General features: G+C 38.2%; 16 protein-coding genes. 2 read left to right on the top strand and 14 right to left on the bottom strand.

Annotation, left to right across the window (positions count from 1 at the left end):
- Positions 1-12: 12 nt before the first annotated feature.
- The 14 genes from ACMX3D_RS02615 to ACMX3D_RS02550 form a co-directional block, all read right to left on the bottom strand.
- The gene (locus ACMX3D_RS02615; RefSeq protein ID WP_482749940.1) at positions 13-291 is read right to left on the bottom strand and encodes a DUF7219 family protein; all 279 of its coding nucleotides are present in this window, start codon (positions 289-291) and stop codon (positions 13-15) included.
- 773 nt (positions 292-1,064) lie between these two features.
- On the bottom strand, positions 1,065-4,127 hold the full coding sequence (locus ACMX3D_RS02610; RefSeq protein WP_482749939.1) for a hybrid sensor histidine kinase/response regulator: 3,063 nt from the start codon (positions 4,125-4,127) through the stop codon (positions 1,065-1,067).
- 91 nt (positions 4,128-4,218) lie between these two features.
- Positions 4,219-6,501, bottom strand: coding sequence for a methyl-accepting chemotaxis protein (locus tag ACMX3D_RS02605; RefSeq protein WP_482749938.1), 2,283 nt, complete (start codon positions 6,499-6,501; stop codon positions 4,219-4,221).
- Positions 6,502-6,561: 60 nt separating this feature from the next.
- Positions 6,562-7,059, bottom strand: coding sequence for a chemotaxis protein CheW (locus tag ACMX3D_RS02600; RefSeq protein ID WP_482749937.1), 498 nt, complete (start codon positions 7,057-7,059; stop codon positions 6,562-6,564).
- Positions 7,060-7,063: 4 nt separating this feature from the next.
- Positions 7,064-7,441: a response regulator gene (locus ACMX3D_RS02595; RefSeq protein ID WP_482749936.1), complete on the bottom strand. Its 378-nt coding sequence runs from the start codon at positions 7,439-7,441 to the stop codon at positions 7,064-7,066.
- 49 nt (positions 7,442-7,490) lie between these two features.
- Entirely contained in the window at positions 7,491-8,543 is a 1,053-nt protein-coding gene (locus ACMX3D_RS02590) for a response regulator (protein WP_482749935.1), read from the bottom strand.
- 2,645 nt (positions 8,544-11,188) lie between these two features.
- Positions 11,189-11,314, bottom strand: coding sequence for a DUF6760 family protein (locus ACMX3D_RS02585; RefSeq protein WP_482752266.1), 126 nt, complete (start codon positions 11,312-11,314; stop codon positions 11,189-11,191).
- A 17-nt stretch (positions 11,315-11,331) separates the two neighbouring features.
- Complete coding sequence (locus ACMX3D_RS02580) at positions 11,332-11,703, bottom strand: phage tail assembly protein (RefSeq protein WP_482749934.1); 372 nt, start codon at positions 11,701-11,703, stop codon at positions 11,332-11,334.
- 120 nt (positions 11,704-11,823) lie between these two features.
- Entirely contained in the window at positions 11,824-12,129 is a 306-nt protein-coding gene (locus ACMX3D_RS02575; RefSeq protein ID WP_482749933.1) for a hypothetical protein, read from the bottom strand.
- 1 nt (position 12,130) lies between these two features.
- Positions 12,131-12,622 carry a phage tail protein gene (locus tag ACMX3D_RS02570; RefSeq protein WP_482749932.1) on the bottom strand — a complete coding sequence of 164 codons (492 nt, stop codon included), beginning with the start codon at positions 12,620-12,622 and terminating at the stop codon, positions 12,131-12,133.
- Positions 12,623-12,788: 166 nt separating this feature from the next.
- Positions 12,789-13,253 carry a phage tail protein gene (locus ACMX3D_RS02565; RefSeq protein WP_482749931.1) on the bottom strand — a complete coding sequence of 155 codons (465 nt, stop codon included), beginning with the start codon at positions 13,251-13,253 and terminating at the stop codon, positions 12,789-12,791.
- A 56-nt stretch (positions 13,254-13,309) separates the two neighbouring features.
- Entirely contained in the window at positions 13,310-13,795 is a 486-nt protein-coding gene (locus ACMX3D_RS02560; RefSeq protein WP_482749930.1) for a phage tail protein, read from the bottom strand.
- Positions 13,796-13,986: 191 nt separating this feature from the next.
- A complete protein-coding gene (locus ACMX3D_RS02555) occupies positions 13,987-15,657 on the bottom strand; it encodes a phage tail sheath family protein (RefSeq protein WP_482749929.1) in 1,671 nt (556 codons plus the stop codon).
- Between the two features lie 77 nt (positions 15,658-15,734).
- Positions 15,735-16,277: a Pvc16 family protein gene (locus ACMX3D_RS02550; protein WP_482749928.1), complete on the bottom strand. Its 543-nt coding sequence runs from the start codon at positions 16,275-16,277 to the stop codon at positions 15,735-15,737.
- 452 nt (positions 16,278-16,729) lie between these two features.
- Between ACMX3D_RS02550 and ACMX3D_RS02545 the strand changes: the two genes are divergently transcribed.
- Together ACMX3D_RS02545 and ACMX3D_RS02540 are read left to right on the top strand one after the other, a co-directional pair.
- Positions 16,730-17,920, top strand: coding sequence for a sensor histidine kinase (locus ACMX3D_RS02545; protein ID WP_482749927.1), 1,191 nt, complete (start codon positions 16,730-16,732; stop codon positions 17,918-17,920).
- A gap of 181 nt (positions 17,921-18,101) precedes the next feature.
- On the top strand, positions 18,102-18,785 hold the full coding sequence (locus ACMX3D_RS02540; RefSeq protein WP_482749926.1) for a response regulator: 684 nt from the start codon (positions 18,102-18,104) through the stop codon (positions 18,783-18,785).
- The last annotated feature ends 63 nt before the right edge of the window (positions 18,786-18,848 follow it).

Below are 18,848 nucleotides of genomic sequence, written 5' to 3'. Positions count from 1 at the left end.
AAAAATGATGTACTATTGTTGAGTGTTTTTTGCATCTAATACCTCTGTTGCAATTTCTAGTTGTTTTTTTGCCCGTTTCAATTGTTTCCAGAGAGTTTTTATTTGCTGATAAGCTTCTTCGGGTGACAGTTTACCATTTGTTTGTAGGTTACTGATGTAGCTAACTCTTTGAGCAAATTCCTGTAAATTAGCGTTAAATACTAGGTATTCTGGTTTGAATTGACCATAATAGCAACTGCGTGGATAAAGAAAATCAGAGAGATTAGATAGAAAATCTGATTGCTCTGTCATAACTATTTGAACTTTTATAATTAGAGAGGACATTAGCAGATGAGCAACTTTAGCACATCTGTTGTAAAGACAAAGTAAGCACAGATACAGGGATTCAGACTTTTAAGTAAGAATGCCAGACAACCCTAGTCAGGGAAAAGCCTACCAAAAATTTACTACCAACTTAATTGGTAATAACAGTATACTAACCAAATTAAGAGAAATGTACCAAAATTAACTTTTTCATCCTAAAACAAGTGTTAATGGCGTATTAAGCATGAGAACACCCTCCAATATACAAACTTTGGATATGTTGCACATATACCTAACAGGTTACTTACGACTAATTATGCGACTTGTGTAAGTTAGACTATCAGGGGATGTTGAAGTTGATTTTGATATTGTGTCCGGTGAAAGACTTGTCATTCACACCGCAAGCGTGCAGGGAGAGGGTGTAGAGGAGAAACACTCTTAGAGGATGTTTTAAAAGTATTATTGTTAACATCAAAATTTCAAAAACCTAACCCCCCAAGCCCCCCTTCCCTACAAAGAAATGGGGGTTTCAAAGCCTCTCTCCGCTTCGGGGAGCCAGTGCGTTGCGGGGGTTACCACGACAGTCCGCTCAAGTCGGGAAACCCGCCCACGCGGCTGTCTCCCCGTTGTAGCAACTGGCGTGAGAGGTTTGGAGAGGGGTTTTTAGTATCTTTTGCGGCTTTCTAAACATCCTATTACATCCATACACCCTTAACCCTTTACACCTAGTTTTAACAGACAACCTTTGTGCTTAATTCCTATTAATTAGAAGCTGCGGTTTCTGCTAAATTACCAATAAGTTGCTCTAGGGTGCGGAGCAATTCTTGCTCGTTGTAAGGTTTAGAAAAATAGGCTCTAGCACCTAATTGCATAGCAAGTTGTCGATGTTTATCGCTGCTGCGAGAAGTTAGCATGGCAACTGGAATATTTTTCAAATCAACGTTGTTGTTAACTTTTCCTAAAAATCCATAGCCATCAAGACGAGGCATTTCGATATCACAAATGACAGCGGCAATTTTTAAGCCTGTCTCTAATTTTTCTAAGGCTTCTTGACCGTCTTTTGCTTGTTCTACTTGATATCCGCCTTTCTCTAGGGTGAGTGCCAAAAAGCGGCGGACATTAATCGAGTCATCGATGATTAAAATCTTGCCTTTTGGCTTATGAGGTAGCGCCGCCAGTTTTTCACTGTCAACAAATAGAAAGGGTGTTTTTAATCTGACCGAGGGTAATTGATTGTTTTTTGGTGTGTTTTGATTAGTGGCAATCCAATATAGTAATTCGTTAGCGCTAACTAATGCCACAACTCGTCCATCACCGAGAATTGTGCAGTTACTAAAACCTTTTGGTAGAGGTATATTACCTTCAACTTGGCGGATGGCTACTTCTTGTTCACCCCAGCAACGGTCTACTTGGATGGCTACTGTTTGATTGTTGCCTTTAACTATCAAGACACTACTAGCGTTAATTGCTGCGGGAGTTTCTAGTTCAGGACTATCGTAGCGCGGACAATTAAATTCAAAATATTGACCAAGGCGAATTAACGGTAGCATTGTGCCTTGCCAATTGAGGACTTCGCTACCTCCCATTGAGATAATGCGATCGCTTTGTAGTAAAAATATTTCTGTAACCACATCTGTGGGAAATGCCAGCAATATTTTACTGGTTTCGACTAATAGCACTCTTGCGACGGAAAGGGTAAATGGTACTGATAAGGTGAAAGTTGTGCCAACGCCTGGTTCGGTATCAACTGTAATATCACCGCGAACAAGTTTCAGGTTGTTGCGAACCACATCCATACCAACACCACGGCCAGATAAGGCGGTAACTTTTTCGGAGGTGCTAAACCCTGGTTCAAAAATTAATGAGAGTAGTTCTTCATCACTCGCACTTTCTATTAGTGAACTATCCAACCCCATCGCTAAAGCACGAGCGCGAATTTTTTCTAAAGAAATCCCGCGTCCATCATCCCGCATGGTGATAATGGTACGATTACTGCGGTGAGTAGCTTGAATTTCTATTAATCCTTGTTCTGGTTTACCTAAGCTACGACGAGTGGCTGATTCTTCAATTCCATGATCAAAAGCATTTCTTAATAGGTGCATTAAAGGATCATTCAATGCTTCTAAAATGCTGCGTTCAATTAAAGTACTGCCACCTTCAATTTTTAACTGCACATTTTTGCCATACTCAACATTTAAATCACGGATGGCTCTTGGAAAACGCTCCACTAATTCTGAAATTGGCCGCATCCGCACTTGATTGAGTTTGGTTTGCAATTGTTTGGATGTTTTGTTCAATTTGCGGGCAATTTGATCAGCATCGTCAACACTTAATTGAATATCTGTAGAGATTTCTTGCACCTGGACAATAGTTTCGATAACATCCTGAGATCGCAAATTAATTTCTTCTAGGGAGTGCTGAGTATCTATGGAGTGCTGAGTCACCGAAGTTTGCTCAACGGGGGGAACCCCCGCACGCAACTTCTCGCTGAGTGCTGAGTGCTGAGTCGAATCTATTGAGTTATTTTGGGTATTTTCGACTAGTGTTATTTCATTATTTTGACGGGCATTAGATGATATAACTCTGTTATATGCTATGCGTAGTTCTTGATTTTCTCGGTCAAGAGTTTGGACTCTTTGGCTGAGATTACGTGCGAGTTTGCGTAATTTTTCGAGTTGGGAATGTAGACCGTTTCTTTGAACAATTATTTCACTAAATAAATCATTAATTTGTTCTAGATTTTTACTTGGAACTCTGACTGTATTTTCTGAATGTTCGCGGTCTTTAGCGTTACTAATTGGTTCGGCTTTGTGTTCGGCAATAATTGTGTTTATCTCAGGAAGATTAACAGTATTAATGCCTTGATTAATCTCTGGATTTACAGAAATAAAATTACTAGCAATTATTTCCTCTTCTTGTTCAGCTACAGGTATTTCTGCTAATTCTATTTCGTGGTTGACACCGTTATCTGTAGCGAGAAATTGGGCAATTGCCTCTGCGGTTGATATTGGTTCAAATTGATGATAATTTGTGGAAGTAGTTGGTACTTCATTTAACTCAATTGCTTTAGGCAGACTATCAAGTTGATTTGTCAATACTAACGCTTGCGATCGCCGCCATGTTTGCAATGCTATCTGGGCAATTTCAGGGACACATTCTGGTGTGGCAAATTCAATACAGCGTTTAATTGAATCACACAGTTGGGTAAACGCTGACAATTGCAACATTTCTCCCAAACCACCTAATTCAGCTGCCATAATTGCAACTTCTTCTTGCAAACAAGGTTGTTGACTATCTGCTAACACAGATTCTAAGCGTTGCAAACAGCCTTCAACTTCTGTTTCAAATAATAAAGGAATAATATTTTGTCCATCTTCTGGTGACAACATTGTTGTCGCATCTTCAGGAGTAGGATCACCCAAACGTTGATGAAGTTCGTCAAAAACTGGATAACAAAAACTTGTTAACCATTGTTCTTCAATTACGCTGTCTGTTGATAGTAATTCCACAATCTGACGCATCCAATCTATTGCAGAAAGCAGTAAACTTTGCAATTGCTGGTCAATTTCTAGAGAACTTTTTCTAGTTTTAAGAACTTTAAAAGCATCTTCCAAACGGTGTGCTAAATCACTTAACACCCGAAAGCCCATCATTGCCGCGCCACCTTTAATTGAGTGGGCAGCGCGGAGTGCGCCATTAATTTTGTCTAAATCTATGCGATGGCTGGTGTCGATTTCCAGCAATACTCCTTCTAAAGTATTGAGATAATCTGTCGCTTCTTCCAGAAATTGCATCTGGATTTCTAATTCTTTATTTTGTGACATTGTTTTTATTATTTAGTCAATAGTCAATGGTCAATAGTCAATGGTCAATAGCCCAACTTTTGACTATTGACTTTTGACTTTGGACAATTATTTAGTTAACTTTAAAAGTCTCAACAGTCTCTTGCAACTTATGAGAAATCTCGACAGTTTGTTTGAGAGATTGTCCAACTAAGCTAGAAGAATTACTGGTACGTTGAGAAATAGCAGCGATATCTTTCATTAATAAGCTAACAGTTTGCGATGTTTGCACTTGAGATGCGGTTGCAGAAGAAATAGACTGTACTAAAGAATCAATCTGACGAGAAACATCAAAAATTTGGCTGAGATTTTGTTTGGCTTCTTCTACTACCCGCGCACCTTCACCGACTTGGGTAGTACCAATTTCTATCGCCTTGACTACAGCGCTAGTTTCCCGTTGAATGTTCTCGACAATTTGTTCAATTTCTTGGGTAGCTGCGGCACTACGGACTGCTAATTCACCTACTTCTTCGGCAACCACAGCAAAACCTTGGCCTTCGTCACCAGCACGGGCGGCTTCTATACCTGCGTTGATGGCGAGTAAGTTGGTTTGCATAGCAATTTGATTAATCAAAGCAACCACACGGGAAATTTGTTGAGAAGATTCTCCCAAACGTTTGACTTTTTGGGCAGTTTCGCCAACAGTTTCCCGCAAGGAGAGGATGTTCTGCACTGTTAAATACATCGACTCTTCACTCTTGGAAGCGTTTTGTGCAGCGTTGTTAGCCACAGTAGCGGCTTGTTCAGCACTTGTGGCTACGGCCTGCATGGAACGAGTCATATTATTCACAGCATCAAGGGCGCGGTTAATTTCCTCTGCTTGCACCAGTGCTTCGTCAGCCAGGTGACGAATAGCTGTTTCGTTAGAACCGATGGCAGTATTTACCTGGGTGGCTGCTTGTTTAACTTGGGTAACGATATCCCGCAAATTTTCGACAATAGAGTTGAAAAAGTCAGCAACAGTACCGATTTCGCCGTCTGTCACGTCAGCGCGTACTGTTAAATCACCTCTAGCTGCACCTTCTATGTCATTTAATAGTTCTAGAAGTTGCAGTTGTAAGGCTTCGTGTGTTGATAGTTCAGAGGTGGAGGTTAGTTCGCTGCGAGTCTTAGTGTGGGCAATTTCGGCTTGTTCGTTAACTAATACCTGCAATTGCGCAGCCATATTATCAATATTGGCACTCAATACACCTAATTCGTCTCCTCTATCTGATGCTAGACGAGTGTTGAGTTCACCTTGTCCTAACTTGGCGACGGCTACGGTCGCATTCAGGATGGGCTGTGTGGTACGTTTGGCTAACCAAGCTGCGATCGCGGCTACAATCAGTCCTACTAAACCTGTACCAATGCTGACTATCCACCACAATTGTTGTTGAGTTCTATATAAAATTGCGGCATCGGTAGTTAGCAAAACTTGCCAATTTAATTCAGATAAACCTGCAATTTTTGGCGCTGGTACGTAACTAATTAACTGTCGGTGATGATGACTTTGGGGAACAGTTGTCAGAGTATCAATATTATTTGTGGCAAGAATTTTTTCCAGCCCAGGATATTCGGTTGTTGCTGTTTTTCCTAATAATGATTTTTGTGAACTTAAAAAGACTTTACCTGAATTATCTAGCAAAGCATATTGATGACCATTAACAGCATAATTTTTGATTGTTTCTTCTAATGCTTTAGTTGGTAGGCTTGTTCGCACTACTGCAATAGTTCTACCTGTGGCTGTATCTTTTATAGGTGCAGCTAGATAGATATTGGTAGATTTTTCTGCCTGACTAATAACCGCAGCATCTTTTTGCAGAGTTTCTTGAAAATAATTATGATCTTTTTGGTTATTCAGAGTTTCCCCGGAAGATTGGGCAATCAAATCACCGTCAGTATCAAAGACAGCAATACTATCATAAGCTTGATAAGTTGTGAGGATTTTGTCTAGTAATGCTTGCTTTTGTTGGGCATTGACATTCCCATTGGTCAACAAAGGCAAGTTAGAAAGTAACTGAATGTCTCTATATCTTTCAGACATAAAGCGGTTAACTTTATCTGTTAAACCAACAGCTTCTGCGGTTTGAGATTGGGTAACTTGCTTAGACAGGGATTTACTAGCCAAATTATAGGCGATCGCACCGATAGTTAAAGCTGGTATAGTACTAATAGCGATCGCTAAAATTGTTGCTTTTGTTTCTAAACTTAGCCGTTTGAAATATCCACCTATATGATGTGGGATATTATCATCAGCTTTTGCATGATTAGCACTAGTTGATAATTGGATTTTATTCTCAGAAACTTTGGTAGATGTAATCAACGAAGTCCGATTTTTACCATCACCACTCTTAGCCATATCAGTTTTATTAAACATTCTGAACTTCTCCTGCATAGGTAAAACAAAAATATCCAAAGTTGCCTTATAAAAAACAACTTAATCATTGCGGAGAATAGAAGATTGCACAATAGCCTCTGCATCTAATACCAGCAATATTTCTTCTTGTTGGACAACACACCCACGCAAATAGGGAACTAAACTTGATGTTACTTGTCCAATTGGGGAATGAATATCGTCAAGCATAATCTTAGTTGTACCTTTAATTTCTTGGACAACTAAACCTAAAAGCAGTGATTCTACTTTAATGACGATGGCATTGTACTGCTGCCTTCGCGTATCTATAGCTTCTAAATTCAGCAATCTTGGTAAATCAACCGCCCAAATTATCCGACTTCGCCAATTCATTAATCCTAAGATACATCCTGGCATATTCGGCATCGGAGTTACAGCTTCAATCGGCAAAATCACTGCTTCTTGCGTATGATTCATTGCCAACATAGCAGCAGTTTGTTGATTTAGCTGAAACTTCAGATAACCATCTCTGAGGTGATTTTGGATAGGTTTTTCAGCAAGTATAACTTTGGCATTATTCATTGATTTAAATTACCACTGATTTAATAGCTTTTAATAACTGTTCGCGTGTATATGGCTTAGTTAAATAAACATCAGCACCTTGTTTCATAGCCCATAATCTATCAATTTCGAGATTTTTTGAGCTACAAATAACTATTGGTAATTTTTGTGTCGCTGGATTTTTTTTCAGTGAACGACATAACTCAAAACCGCTCATTCCTGGCATCACAACATCAGTCACAATGGCATCAGGATTTTGCAAAATAGCCTGTTCTAAAGCTTCTTTAGCACCACTTGCTTTGATAACGTTGTAACCACTCTCCTTGAGATAATGGCTCATCAGTTCTAATTCGCTGGGCGAATCTTCAACAATTAAAATTGTGCCAACCAAAGTCAGACTCACTCTTAATTCTCCTCAATAAATCTAATTTTGTGATAAAAAGCTGCGAAATTCAGTCAATATGTTTAAACACAATTTTCAGTAATTCTGATTGAGTAAAAGGCTTAGTCAAATAACCCGATGATCTAACCATTTTGGCTTTGGCTCTATCAATAAATCCTGTCCTCCCAGTCACCATAATGATGGGTGTATTTTTAAAAGCTGAATGCCTTCTTAATAATGAGCAAAGTTCATAGCCATCTAAGTTAGGCATTTCTACATCTAGTAGAATTAGGTCAGGTTTACTGCGGAGAATCTGCATTAATGCCTTCACTGGATCATTAATAGTCACCACAGTAAATGTATTTTCATCTAAAAACAATTTGATAGAATTTAAGACTGTTTGACTATCATCAATACAAGCAATTGTATATAAGCTATTTTTTTCTGCTTGCTTGACATTTTTATGATTTATATTTTCAGCAGACTCAAAATTGTTATTTTTTGTTAATGTCTTGCTATTTGGCAGTGAATTTATTGTGGGTAAAACGGGAGAACCTTTAGTAACATTAACTGTTGACTGGAGTTGATGGCGATGTCGTAATTGTCTTTGACAATATTCCACTAGTAAACGCAAGTCTAACTGACAAAACTTTGGTAGATCATTCCATGAACTGTCAGGATAAAATTCGTATGTTCCTTCTTTTAAAGTTAAAAATGACCCCAGCACCTCTTTAGCTAATTCGTCTACTAAGGTGGCTGCTTGCATAGAACTGATGTAACGCTGCTCTACCAACCAGCAAATAGCTTGGTAGTCGGCATGTGGTATGGACAGACTTTCGCTGGCTGGCTCAAACATTAGCCGCATCTGCACACGAGTAGCGCTGTTGAGGGTAGGAATATTGAGACTCAAGCGCCGCAACTGGTTATCAAGTCGCTCAAACATCTTATCTGATGAAGAAGCGTAAGTAAGTTTACCTTCTTCTAAATGAATTGACCAGGAAGTTGATCCAGTAAATACACGTAAACAACCAGTAGCACGCCGACTAGTTAACTGTGCTAATAAAGATAGTGGATGTAGTTTTTGGATTAACCGATGACTACTCATAGGAGTTAGATTTTGCATTTACTTCAGCTAAATTCAATAGGTGTCATATCACTTAAGTGCTTTAGTTACCATCCCCAGAAAAATTGATGTTTTTGCGTAAAATATACTACAAATATTGATAGTAGAATTTTGGGGGATCAGTAGCGTACTGCAATGGATTTTTGCTGTTTACATCTTTTTTATATACATATTTAAAAGTTAGATTAATTACTCAAAAGGAGATGGATAAGCATTAGGATAATTAACTTCACAAACAGTAAAAATTAAAACAATCCACTTGCCTTTAATCAACTTTTAAATAGGCGAGTCTGAAAGAATACTGCTAAATTAGCAAAATTTAACTGATTTTTTCTCAGTAGTTACACTTAAAAAAAATCAGCTTTGCCCAAACCAGAAAGAATGTAATGTTTGGTTAAGTAAGATTACTGGGAATTCATATAAATTCACCATATGCAATCACTTCTAGCCTTTGCTAGTGCAATTGTCTATATGATTCCCAATAAAAGCACAAATATTAATGTTCTTAATGAAAATTCAACAGTTTACTTGCTGGACTATCTACTCAAAAAGTATGTTGATTTCTGCGGTTACGTACTACTATCAGTACAGATGTCAGTATTTCAAGAGTTTTTCGCAAACTCTGCCAGTATTACTGAGGCACAATCTTTGGTTATAATTTTTAAGTGTGATGTATCAGCCAATTTACTTCTTAATCAAATAGGATGAATAGATTGAAGCGATCGCCAGTTTCACTCTAGAGAATTTATCATCTCAAGCATACCTAATAAAGCTTGTTTAAATTATGTCACACCAGTCGTTGATCTATACTTGCATTCCCGTGACGAACAGATTGACCTCTAAAAATGTACAAAAAAGGCTTGGTTTAACCAAGCCTTTATGTATACCAAGCATTTACTACACCAAGCTCAATTTATCCTAAGCTCTACTTTAGTTCATCTTCCTAAAGGGTGTATACAAATAATTTGATAACTGATATTGCCATATTTACAAATAGTATTTTAAATTCTGCAATATTTTATTAATAAGAAATTTTTATTCAAAATTATCAAGCCAAAATGCCCATAGTTTCTTAGCCACAAAAAAGGTTTGGCTAATTACCAAACCTTAAAAATTGCTGTGCTTAACAACGTACTAAATTAATTTAGTACTTTCTATTTAAAGACTTCATCTTCCTTTAGGATGTAGCTAAACAATAAACCAATTGATAATTATTTATTACACATATAGCCTATCTATAGGAATCCGATTTGATTCCTGAAAACATTTGCGTAGGAAGGGAACGGGGAACAGGGGACGAGGAACAGGTAAGAAGGAATAAAAGTGTACTGAGTTTTATTCAGAAATCAAATATGAATCCTATATTTATAAATATAAACACCCCAATATAGTTTGGGCTTGATGCACATTAAGTTAGCAAAAAAACATAAAAATATTTTTTTAACACTCTCTATTTTTAAAATAAGTCTACTGTCTGAAAAATATGAAAAAGGCTTGGACAATAGCCAAGCCTATACATACCAGGTGTTTACCATATCTAGATAATTTATCTTCACATTGGATACAGTTCATCTTCCCTTTAGCTGTGGACAAAAAATATAAATTATGATATTCACCAGATACCAGATTATAGATCACATGAATAAAAATCAAGCCTCTATAGTAACTTTATAATTAATTCACTCTACCTATAGTAATAAACCATATCAAAATAAGTTACATACAGCACATTTTAACTTCATGACGTACAAAAATATCTGCCTGACCTATCGCATATCGTTACTTTGGCAAGGGTAGATGTATGCATGAAGCACTTGCAAAATCTTATATTTAATTTTTTAATTGAATTAAAAAAACCCTGGCTTTTCTTCCAGGGCGAATACACGTTTTTCAGGCATTATGAAACAAAATATTAACAAGCTAAATAATTTATTTCACCTATCTGTCGAAGGATAGAAAAAACAGTTTACATCAAGAGAAAAATTATTTTGAGAATTTTTCTTTAAACAAAGAGACTCAGCTTATAGCTAGGTCTAGATATACCAAGAGTTTACCATATATAAGTATCTTATACCTTCTACTACTTTAGTTCATCTATCAAAAGGTTGTAGTCAAACATCCGAGGATCTGTTATGTAATTTTCCTACCCGGTTTTATTCGGTAAAGTTGTGTATTCAGCCAAACATTTAATATGATACTAGGATATAACAGGCGGATATATTAAATTTAACCATCTTTATTCTCAAAAAAATTTTAAAAAGTATCATCAAGCACACTAATATAAGCTTGATACAAGAGTTTTAGTTAGCTTAAGGCTTTGAATGTCAATTAATATACCCAATAAGCGTATATAAATTATAGTTAATAATTACACTTGAAATTTATCAGTCTAGTATTCATTTTTTAAACTTAAGCTGATATACTCTGAGAAAGACATATATCTCAGCCAACATCAATCACACGTATCATTAAGCAGTTAGTTTTTCATAAAACCATAAAATACAAAAAAGGTTTAGCGCTGAGCTAAACCTCTGTAGAAAGCAGTTATTTGACACACCAGAACAAATTTAGACTGAGTTTAATATTGGGGCATCTTCCTATAGTATGTACTCAAAGATTTATGGGTGTGGTAAGACATTCCTCTGTTATTCTGGTTGCACTATTTTTCCAATTTCCCCAACCCAATGCTGACGGTCGGAATGTTCTAAATTTAAAATATCTTCTAAACTCCAGTGGAAATGAAACGCAATACAGGCTACCTCCTCATGCAGTACATCTGAGGGGTAGCCTATGATTCCCCCGCTAAAAATAACTCCACTTGAAAGTTACTATTACATTGAGGACACTGCACAGGAATATAAGGATCACCTTGCTGATTAATTCGATTGTAAAACTCTCGCAAATATGCCAAGTCTCGTGAAAAAAGATTTTCTAGTAAATTAGGAGTTATTTCTGTTAAATTGCCTAAACGAGTGATTACCTGTGATAGCATCACGATCGCAGCATAAACTGTATTTTCCTGCGCAGCCCGGTTTTTCTGCACAATTATTTCATCTTTGGCTGTCGCTAGACGCATCAAACCTTGGCGATGCAAGTTCCCCTCAGCATCTAATAAGCCTTTAGGGAGGGTAAAGTCAAATTCTGTATGTATATTTGACATTTATCACGTGTTATTTTTTACTAGATTTAAATTACTATAAAAGGCAGAAGCATAAAATACGACAATCAACTTCATACTAGCCTGCGGCAAGCCGCTAAACGCGTCTACACACTTCATATTTCATACTTCAGCCTCTTCTTCTAATTCATTAATTTGGCGATAAAAATTTTGTAAATAACTTAAATCACAAGCAAAAAAGTTTTCTACAACCGCAGGTGTAACTTCTTCTAAAGCACCTAAATGAGTAATCACACGAGATAAAATTATCACCGTCGCATAAGCTGGATTTGATTTCACACGGGGGTCGCGTAAAGGAATAATTTCGTCCATCGCCCTGGATAAACGCATCACGCCTTTACGGTGTAAATTACCGTCTGCATCTAGATAACCTTTTGGTAAAGTAAATTCAAATTCAGTTTGCAACATCCTATGCTACTTTCACCCGTTTTAATTCTTCTACTACCACTTCTATCTCTTCAATTTCATGTTCACTACCAGCGGCATTAACATCATTAATTTTATAACTAGTAGGCCAAGCATTTTTAAATTCTAGTCTAAACTTTCCTTCAGCAGCTTGATTGTAAATTACTAAAGAACCATCACGTCTTTCGTCACCCCATTTGCTTTCTTGCACAGCAGCTAACCAATTCCACATTGTCATAGAAATAGTTAAACCACGCCGCAAAACTATATTTGAATAAGATATATTTCCGGGTATTTTTGTACGGACAACTCTACCGCTAGTATTGCCATTCTTTCCCCAAGTTTGCGGTGTAACTTCAGCAACTTCTATCACCTGTTGATTAATTTTAAAACCTTGGCATTCCATAAAATAGCCATCTACTACTTCTTGGCTACCTGTAAGTTTAAGCTCTAGATAAAACTTACTATTTGTCAGAATTTCAGGAAAATCAGCCATGATATCTACCTCATAAAAAGTATGAATTATGAAGGATGAAGTCTGAAATTTTAATTTTAGTAAATATTAAAACGCACCGTGAGGTTGTGGTGCGTTATGCGTTGCTTTAACGCACCCTACTGAAATTTTAATTTCACACTTCACACTTCATACTTCATACTTCTACTTACTTCTTCCTGACAAAATAAGTAAAGCCAATGGTGACTGTTTCTGTTAGTAAGTCACCACTACCTGCTGTAAAATCTCCTGTTCCATAAGAAGTAGGAAAGACATCTGTAAATTCGTACTGAACTTTTTCATCCGAGCCATCGTAGATAGAAAGTTTTCCTAATTTCCGGCTCTTACGTCCTTCTGATTTCCCTCCTGAAAGAGCTTCAGCATGGCATTTGTTATACCAATCAAGAAGTTGTTTAGAATCAGCGGTTGCTACACATTCAAGGGTAATTTCTGAGCATTCTACACCACCGATAGTAGCTTGTGTCTGGGTTTTTCCATCCTTGCTTACACCAATAGGTGCTTCTCCACCAGCAACTACCATTTTCATTTGCATCCCACTGATTTTCTGAATCAAAATTTCTGTCAGTCCATCAGCTTCCCAGTAAAACTTGGCATTAGAGATAAACTCTGCCATAAATAAACCTCCAGGTAACTACATAATGATTAATTAACTAAAAAATTAGGCAAAATCTATTTTTTGCGATTGATATTTTCACAAGTTAGAGTGTAAGTTTCTTCAATATAGTCGTTGCCATTCACATCTAAATCTCCGATTTTATATTCCGAAGGCCAAGCTTCTTTTAAATCCCAACGCAGCACTTCATTTCCATCAGTATCATAAGCAACAATAGAGCCTGTTTTTTTACTTTCTGCCCATTTACCTTCACCTTTTTCGGTTTTGGGCATACATTTTTTGAACCAGTTATACATTTTTTTGCTAGTGCTATCATCATCCCCACTCATCAGAGTTGAAACTTCTATTTTGAATAATCCTTCAAACCCAGCAGAGTTAATTTGTCGAATAGTAACACCACCTTTTGTAGACATTAAAGGTTTATCTTGACCTTTGACTTTTGCTTCAAACTTGATACCACCAACTTTGGTAAAAGCCATATCGGTCATGCTATCAATTTCAAAGTAAAAATTACTGGCGGCAATTGGTTTTAGTTCAGGCATATTTGTAACTCCTGTCTATATTTATCTAATATTTCTGTTGATTTTGTATACTTACAAGGTCTAGCTATTACCCTGTAAGTATATTGAGACTAATTAAAATTTTTGGATATTAGTTATTTTGGAAAATTTAGAAATAACTTAATTAATAAAGACATTAAATCTAAAATCCAAAATCTAAAATCCAAAATTGGTTATTGGTTAGGCGACCACTGACTAAAGCGGAAGATAACAAATTCCGCCGGACGTACAGGACAAACACCAACTTCGATATACAACCGACCCAACATCATGGTTTCGTGGGTGTTGATACTAGCGTCACACTTGACATAAAAGGCTTCAGCAGGTGAAGCACCAAATAACGCACCTTCACGCCAGAGTCTTTCTAAAAAGTTACTGACGGTACGAGTAACACGCGCCCATAAGTCTTGGTCGTTAGGCTCAAATACTACCCATTGCGTACCGAGTTCTACTGATTTCTCGATATAGCTCATCAAGCGACGAACGCTGATATAACGCCACTGCACGTTATCTGGTTCTACCAAAGTCCGAGCGCCCCAGACGCGGATACCACGGTTAGGGAATGTACGGATACAGTTTATACCTAAGGGGTTGAGTAATTCTTGTTCGCGCAGGTTGGTTTCGTAGGCTAAACCAATAACACCTCTGGGTGTGTCGTTGGCGGGTGCTTTGTAGACACCGCGAGTTTCATCGGTACGACACCAAACACCCAACATGTGACCTGCGGGAGGAATCAAAATTGGTCTACCACCGTTACGGGGGTTGGGAACTTTAATCCAAGGATAGTAGAGGGCGGCAAATTGCGATCGCCTGTTAAATGCACTTAACCACTGCGCCATGTGCTGGGGCTTTACTTGAGTAGGCGGTACAGGCGCACCACCACCTTTACACGGTGGCGGATCTAACACTACCATCCGGTTAGGGGCAGTATTTTCGCACATACTGACCATCGCTTCCATGATGCCGTGAACTTGATCCAAATCCAAGATGCCGTTTTGATAAGCACGCATCAAGTCAGGGAAAGCAATCATGGTAACTTCGTCAATTTCAAAGATACCTTGCATCCCGGTGCGATCGTCTCGTACACCTTGCACATCACGCGGGAAACGTTCTGGGGTAGAAACTACTGGCGGGGGGCTAACTTCGTAATTACCATTGGCTGGACGACGAGACAGAGGTTGTCCTGGTGATTGTAAATCAGCGACAGTGACAAACTGCGACTCTTGCAAAGCTGTTACTGCATAGGTACCCAGTTCTGCTTCAACTTGTGGGTTCATCGAAAGATTGTCGTATTCTTCCAGAATTTCCCCATTGCGACTAATGATGACTTTAAAAAATTCCCCAGTATTTGCAGGTGGTTCTGCTTCTGGGTTTTCTGGCGGACGCGGTTGACTTTCAGTTACAGAAACATTAATTCTGCCTTCTGCACCACCTTCATCTTCATCTTCCGCAGGTTTCAGGGCAAAGCTTAAAGATGCACGGTTCCCTGTAGTGCGAATTTTTAGGGCTGTTTCTTCCGGTGGTGGCGGCTGAGAACCAGGAAGTTTTGTCCCGATACTAGCTACCCAGCAACGCCCACCACCGTTGAGAAACCAACCATTTACCGCAAAGGGTAAATAAGCATCAAAATCTGTGTAACCATCAGAACCTTGTTTGGCAAAATATTCTAGGTATTCGTTCCACGATGTCACAAGCATCGGCTTAAATAATTCCGCATCACCGCGTACATCTTCGGTAAAGCCGATAAACCCAGCAATATTCGTACTCACCCCTTCTATTGGGCGACTACCTCGGTCTACTTCTTCAACGTAGACACCAGGTGCAAAGTAATCTAATCTTGGCATAACACTTGGTTTTCCTAATTTTTAAGTATGAAGGATAAAGTATGAAGTATGAAATTTTATACTTCACACTTCACACTTCATACTTTTTGTGTTGGTTTTGAACAATCAACCGACCTTGGCTGAGTGACAGAGTTACTATCCAGGTTGAGAGGAATTGTTAATGTCACATACAAAGCGGGACGTAATGGCACTCCTAGGGCATTCCACAAAGCCGCAGCATCCAGAGGATGAATAGCAGAAACGGTCATTGCTAATTCGCCATGACCGCGCAGTGCTGGAGGCAACACTTCCTCTCGTAATGAGTGATGATGCAAAAGTAGTATTAATGCTTCAGACAAGAGACGTTGTTCACCCAAACAGGTGAAATCCCAGGCACTTACCAAAAATGAGACATCAAACCACCTCGGTGTTGATAAGATTAATTTCCCTTTGTCTGCTGGTTGCTGACAATTGGATGGCTGTTTATCAACACTTTCTTGAATGTTGTAACAATACAAATTCAGCCTAGGGTTGATATTTTGTCTCACACCAGGGTGGTTGAAATCAATTTGCTCTGTACTGAGCAGGGAAATCCCGCCAGCTAGAATTTTTGCTAAAGTCTGGGTAGCAGCTGGGATCATAAAACACAACAGCAGGGTGACTGAAATGCTCCCTGAATCAGTCTGGCTAGTATATTGTTACCGCCAGCATGAATCTATGGAGGTTGAAGCGTCCTTACCAGAGTTCCTGATGCAGGCAGCAGAAAGTACTACTTTGCTACCTAACTTACGGAAGGTAGAGGGCTGACAGCACAAAATAAACCTTTGAATAAGGCTTTTTTGTGAGCTAATTTGCCACTATTGGGCTAACTGTTTCTAGCTTAGGGATCTACCTGTCTGGCGGTTATTAGACTTTGGTCGATATTGTAAAATTATTGTTTTAAATTCCCCAAATTCCAAAGCTGTAGAGTAAGCTAATCTCGTCCGTATTTATACAGTAATAAGCAAAATTTCTCCCAGCCAAAAATATTTGAGATTTTATAGCAACCATAAATGCTTCTTAGCTGTTAGAGTGTTTCGGAGTGTAAAACAGGATGAGGGTGGCTACACAAAAATTAACCTCTCAATTTCCGCTACCTTTGTTGGTGAACAATTCAGGAAGTAAGCTGCCAGAGTCAGATTTTAACCAAATTTGTCAGTTAATAATTCAACAATTAATTGTTTTATTACCGACTGTTGCTATCTGGACTGTTTATCACGATTTAGAGGCGGGAAAACGCCAGTTAGTGGCAGAATATCTACCAGAACGGTTATGTGCTGTGCAGGCGACACCAGCTTTGCCAATAAATTACTTTGCTGCTGGACAATTCAATCCAGATTTTTCCTATTTACAAGCCGAAACTTGGTGGCGAGAGGATTTTCCTGTTCTCCAAATTACGGAATTAAAAGCATCTGATTTATATCACACATATATTTGTCGCATTAGCAACCAGAGTGTTATAACACCTGAATATTTATTGATATGTACTAGTAAATCGCTGTCAGCCCAACAACAACAGTTACTGCTGGGTAATGCTCAAATACTGAGTAATTATTTAGCTATGTATAGAGAGCGATCGCACCAAAAACAAGAAATCGCGGCTTTATCTCAAACCCTCGGACAAGCAGAACATCAACTGCGTAATCCTTTGGCATTAATTAATCTTTATGCGGAAAATCTGCGCTTGGCATTGCCAGAGGGTAACTTACAAGAACAAGCAGCATTAATTCGTCAAACTGTAGATGAATTGAGTGCTAAACTAACTGATTTACTCTACCGTGGTCAACGGGCAAACTTAAACTTAAAAAAACATAATTTACAAACCTTAATTCAAGAATGTATTAAAAATTTACAATATCTGTTAACAGAAAAAAAATTAACAATTAAATATCCGAAACAGCCTATTTATGTAATAGCAGATAGCTGGCAGATGAAACAGGTGTTTGATAACTTATTATCGAATGCAATTCATTTTAGTCCCCACGGCGGGACAATCACTTGCAATTGGTACGCATATAGTAATGAAGTGCTAATAGAAATCTGTGATCACGGTTCCGGAATTGCACCAGAAGAATTGAAGCAAATATTTAAGCCTTATTATACTCGCCGTTTAGGTGGTACAGGTTTAGGATTAGCGATCGCTCAAAAAATTATCCTCGCACATCAAGGTAACTTGTGGGCAGAAAATCTCCCGGAAGGTGGCGCACAATTCTCTTTTACATTACCCTATACAAGGCAAAAGTAAAAAGGCAAAAATAAAAAGGTGAGCCATTGCGGTGGACGGGTTTCCCGGCATAAAGCAAATGGCGAACCCGAAGGGCAAAAGTAAAAACTAAATAATAATTAGACAGCAAGCTTTTTAACAGTTTTAGATAGTCTGCTGATTCAGACTTCAGACTTCTCTTTTACATACCAGGCACACTACCATGAATACTAAAAAAGAGTTAATCTCTATTCTGCTCGTCGATGATGAACCACATTTTCGTAAAGGTATACGCACCCTACTAAACTTTTATACTAATAGTAGTAATCTCGGTTTAAATGTTATTGGTGAAGCAGCCTCCGTTGAACAAGCTGTCAAATTAACTGCTGAACAACATCCAGCCTTAATATTATTAGATTTAGAATTGCCTCCAGAAGATGGCATTACAGCATTGCACCGTCTTAGTGAATTATCTTATAACGGTAAAGTTCTAATTTTGTCTGCTCATCAGCAAGATGAATGGATATTTAAAGCTATGCAAGCTGGTGCTTGTGGTTATGTTTTTAAAGACCAATTAGCAACTCAATTATGTGAAGCTATCAATACCGTAATTAATAATCAAGTTTATTTACCGCCAGATGTCGCAACTGCGTTTTTTAGGTTGTTTCACTACTACACAGGACACTCATTAAACTCTGGTAGTCATTGTGTTCATTTAACAGAAAGAGAACAAGAAGTTTTAAATTGGTTAGTCCAAGGTGCTTCTAACGAACAAATTGCTGGCAATCTATACATCACAGTCGCCACAGTCAAAGCACACTTAACAGCTATCTTTGAAAAATTAAGTGTCACCAGCCGCACTCAAGCAATTGTTAAAGCCTTAAAACTCGGTTTAGTTTGTCCATAAAAGAGTCAAAAGTCCAAAGTCAAATTATATTGACTATCGACCATTAACTATTGACTATTGACC

The organism is Anabaena sp. TISTR 8404 (assembly GCF_056847745.1).
Note: the sequence above shows the minus strand (reverse complement) of the source record. Positions and strands in the feature narration are given on the sequence as shown.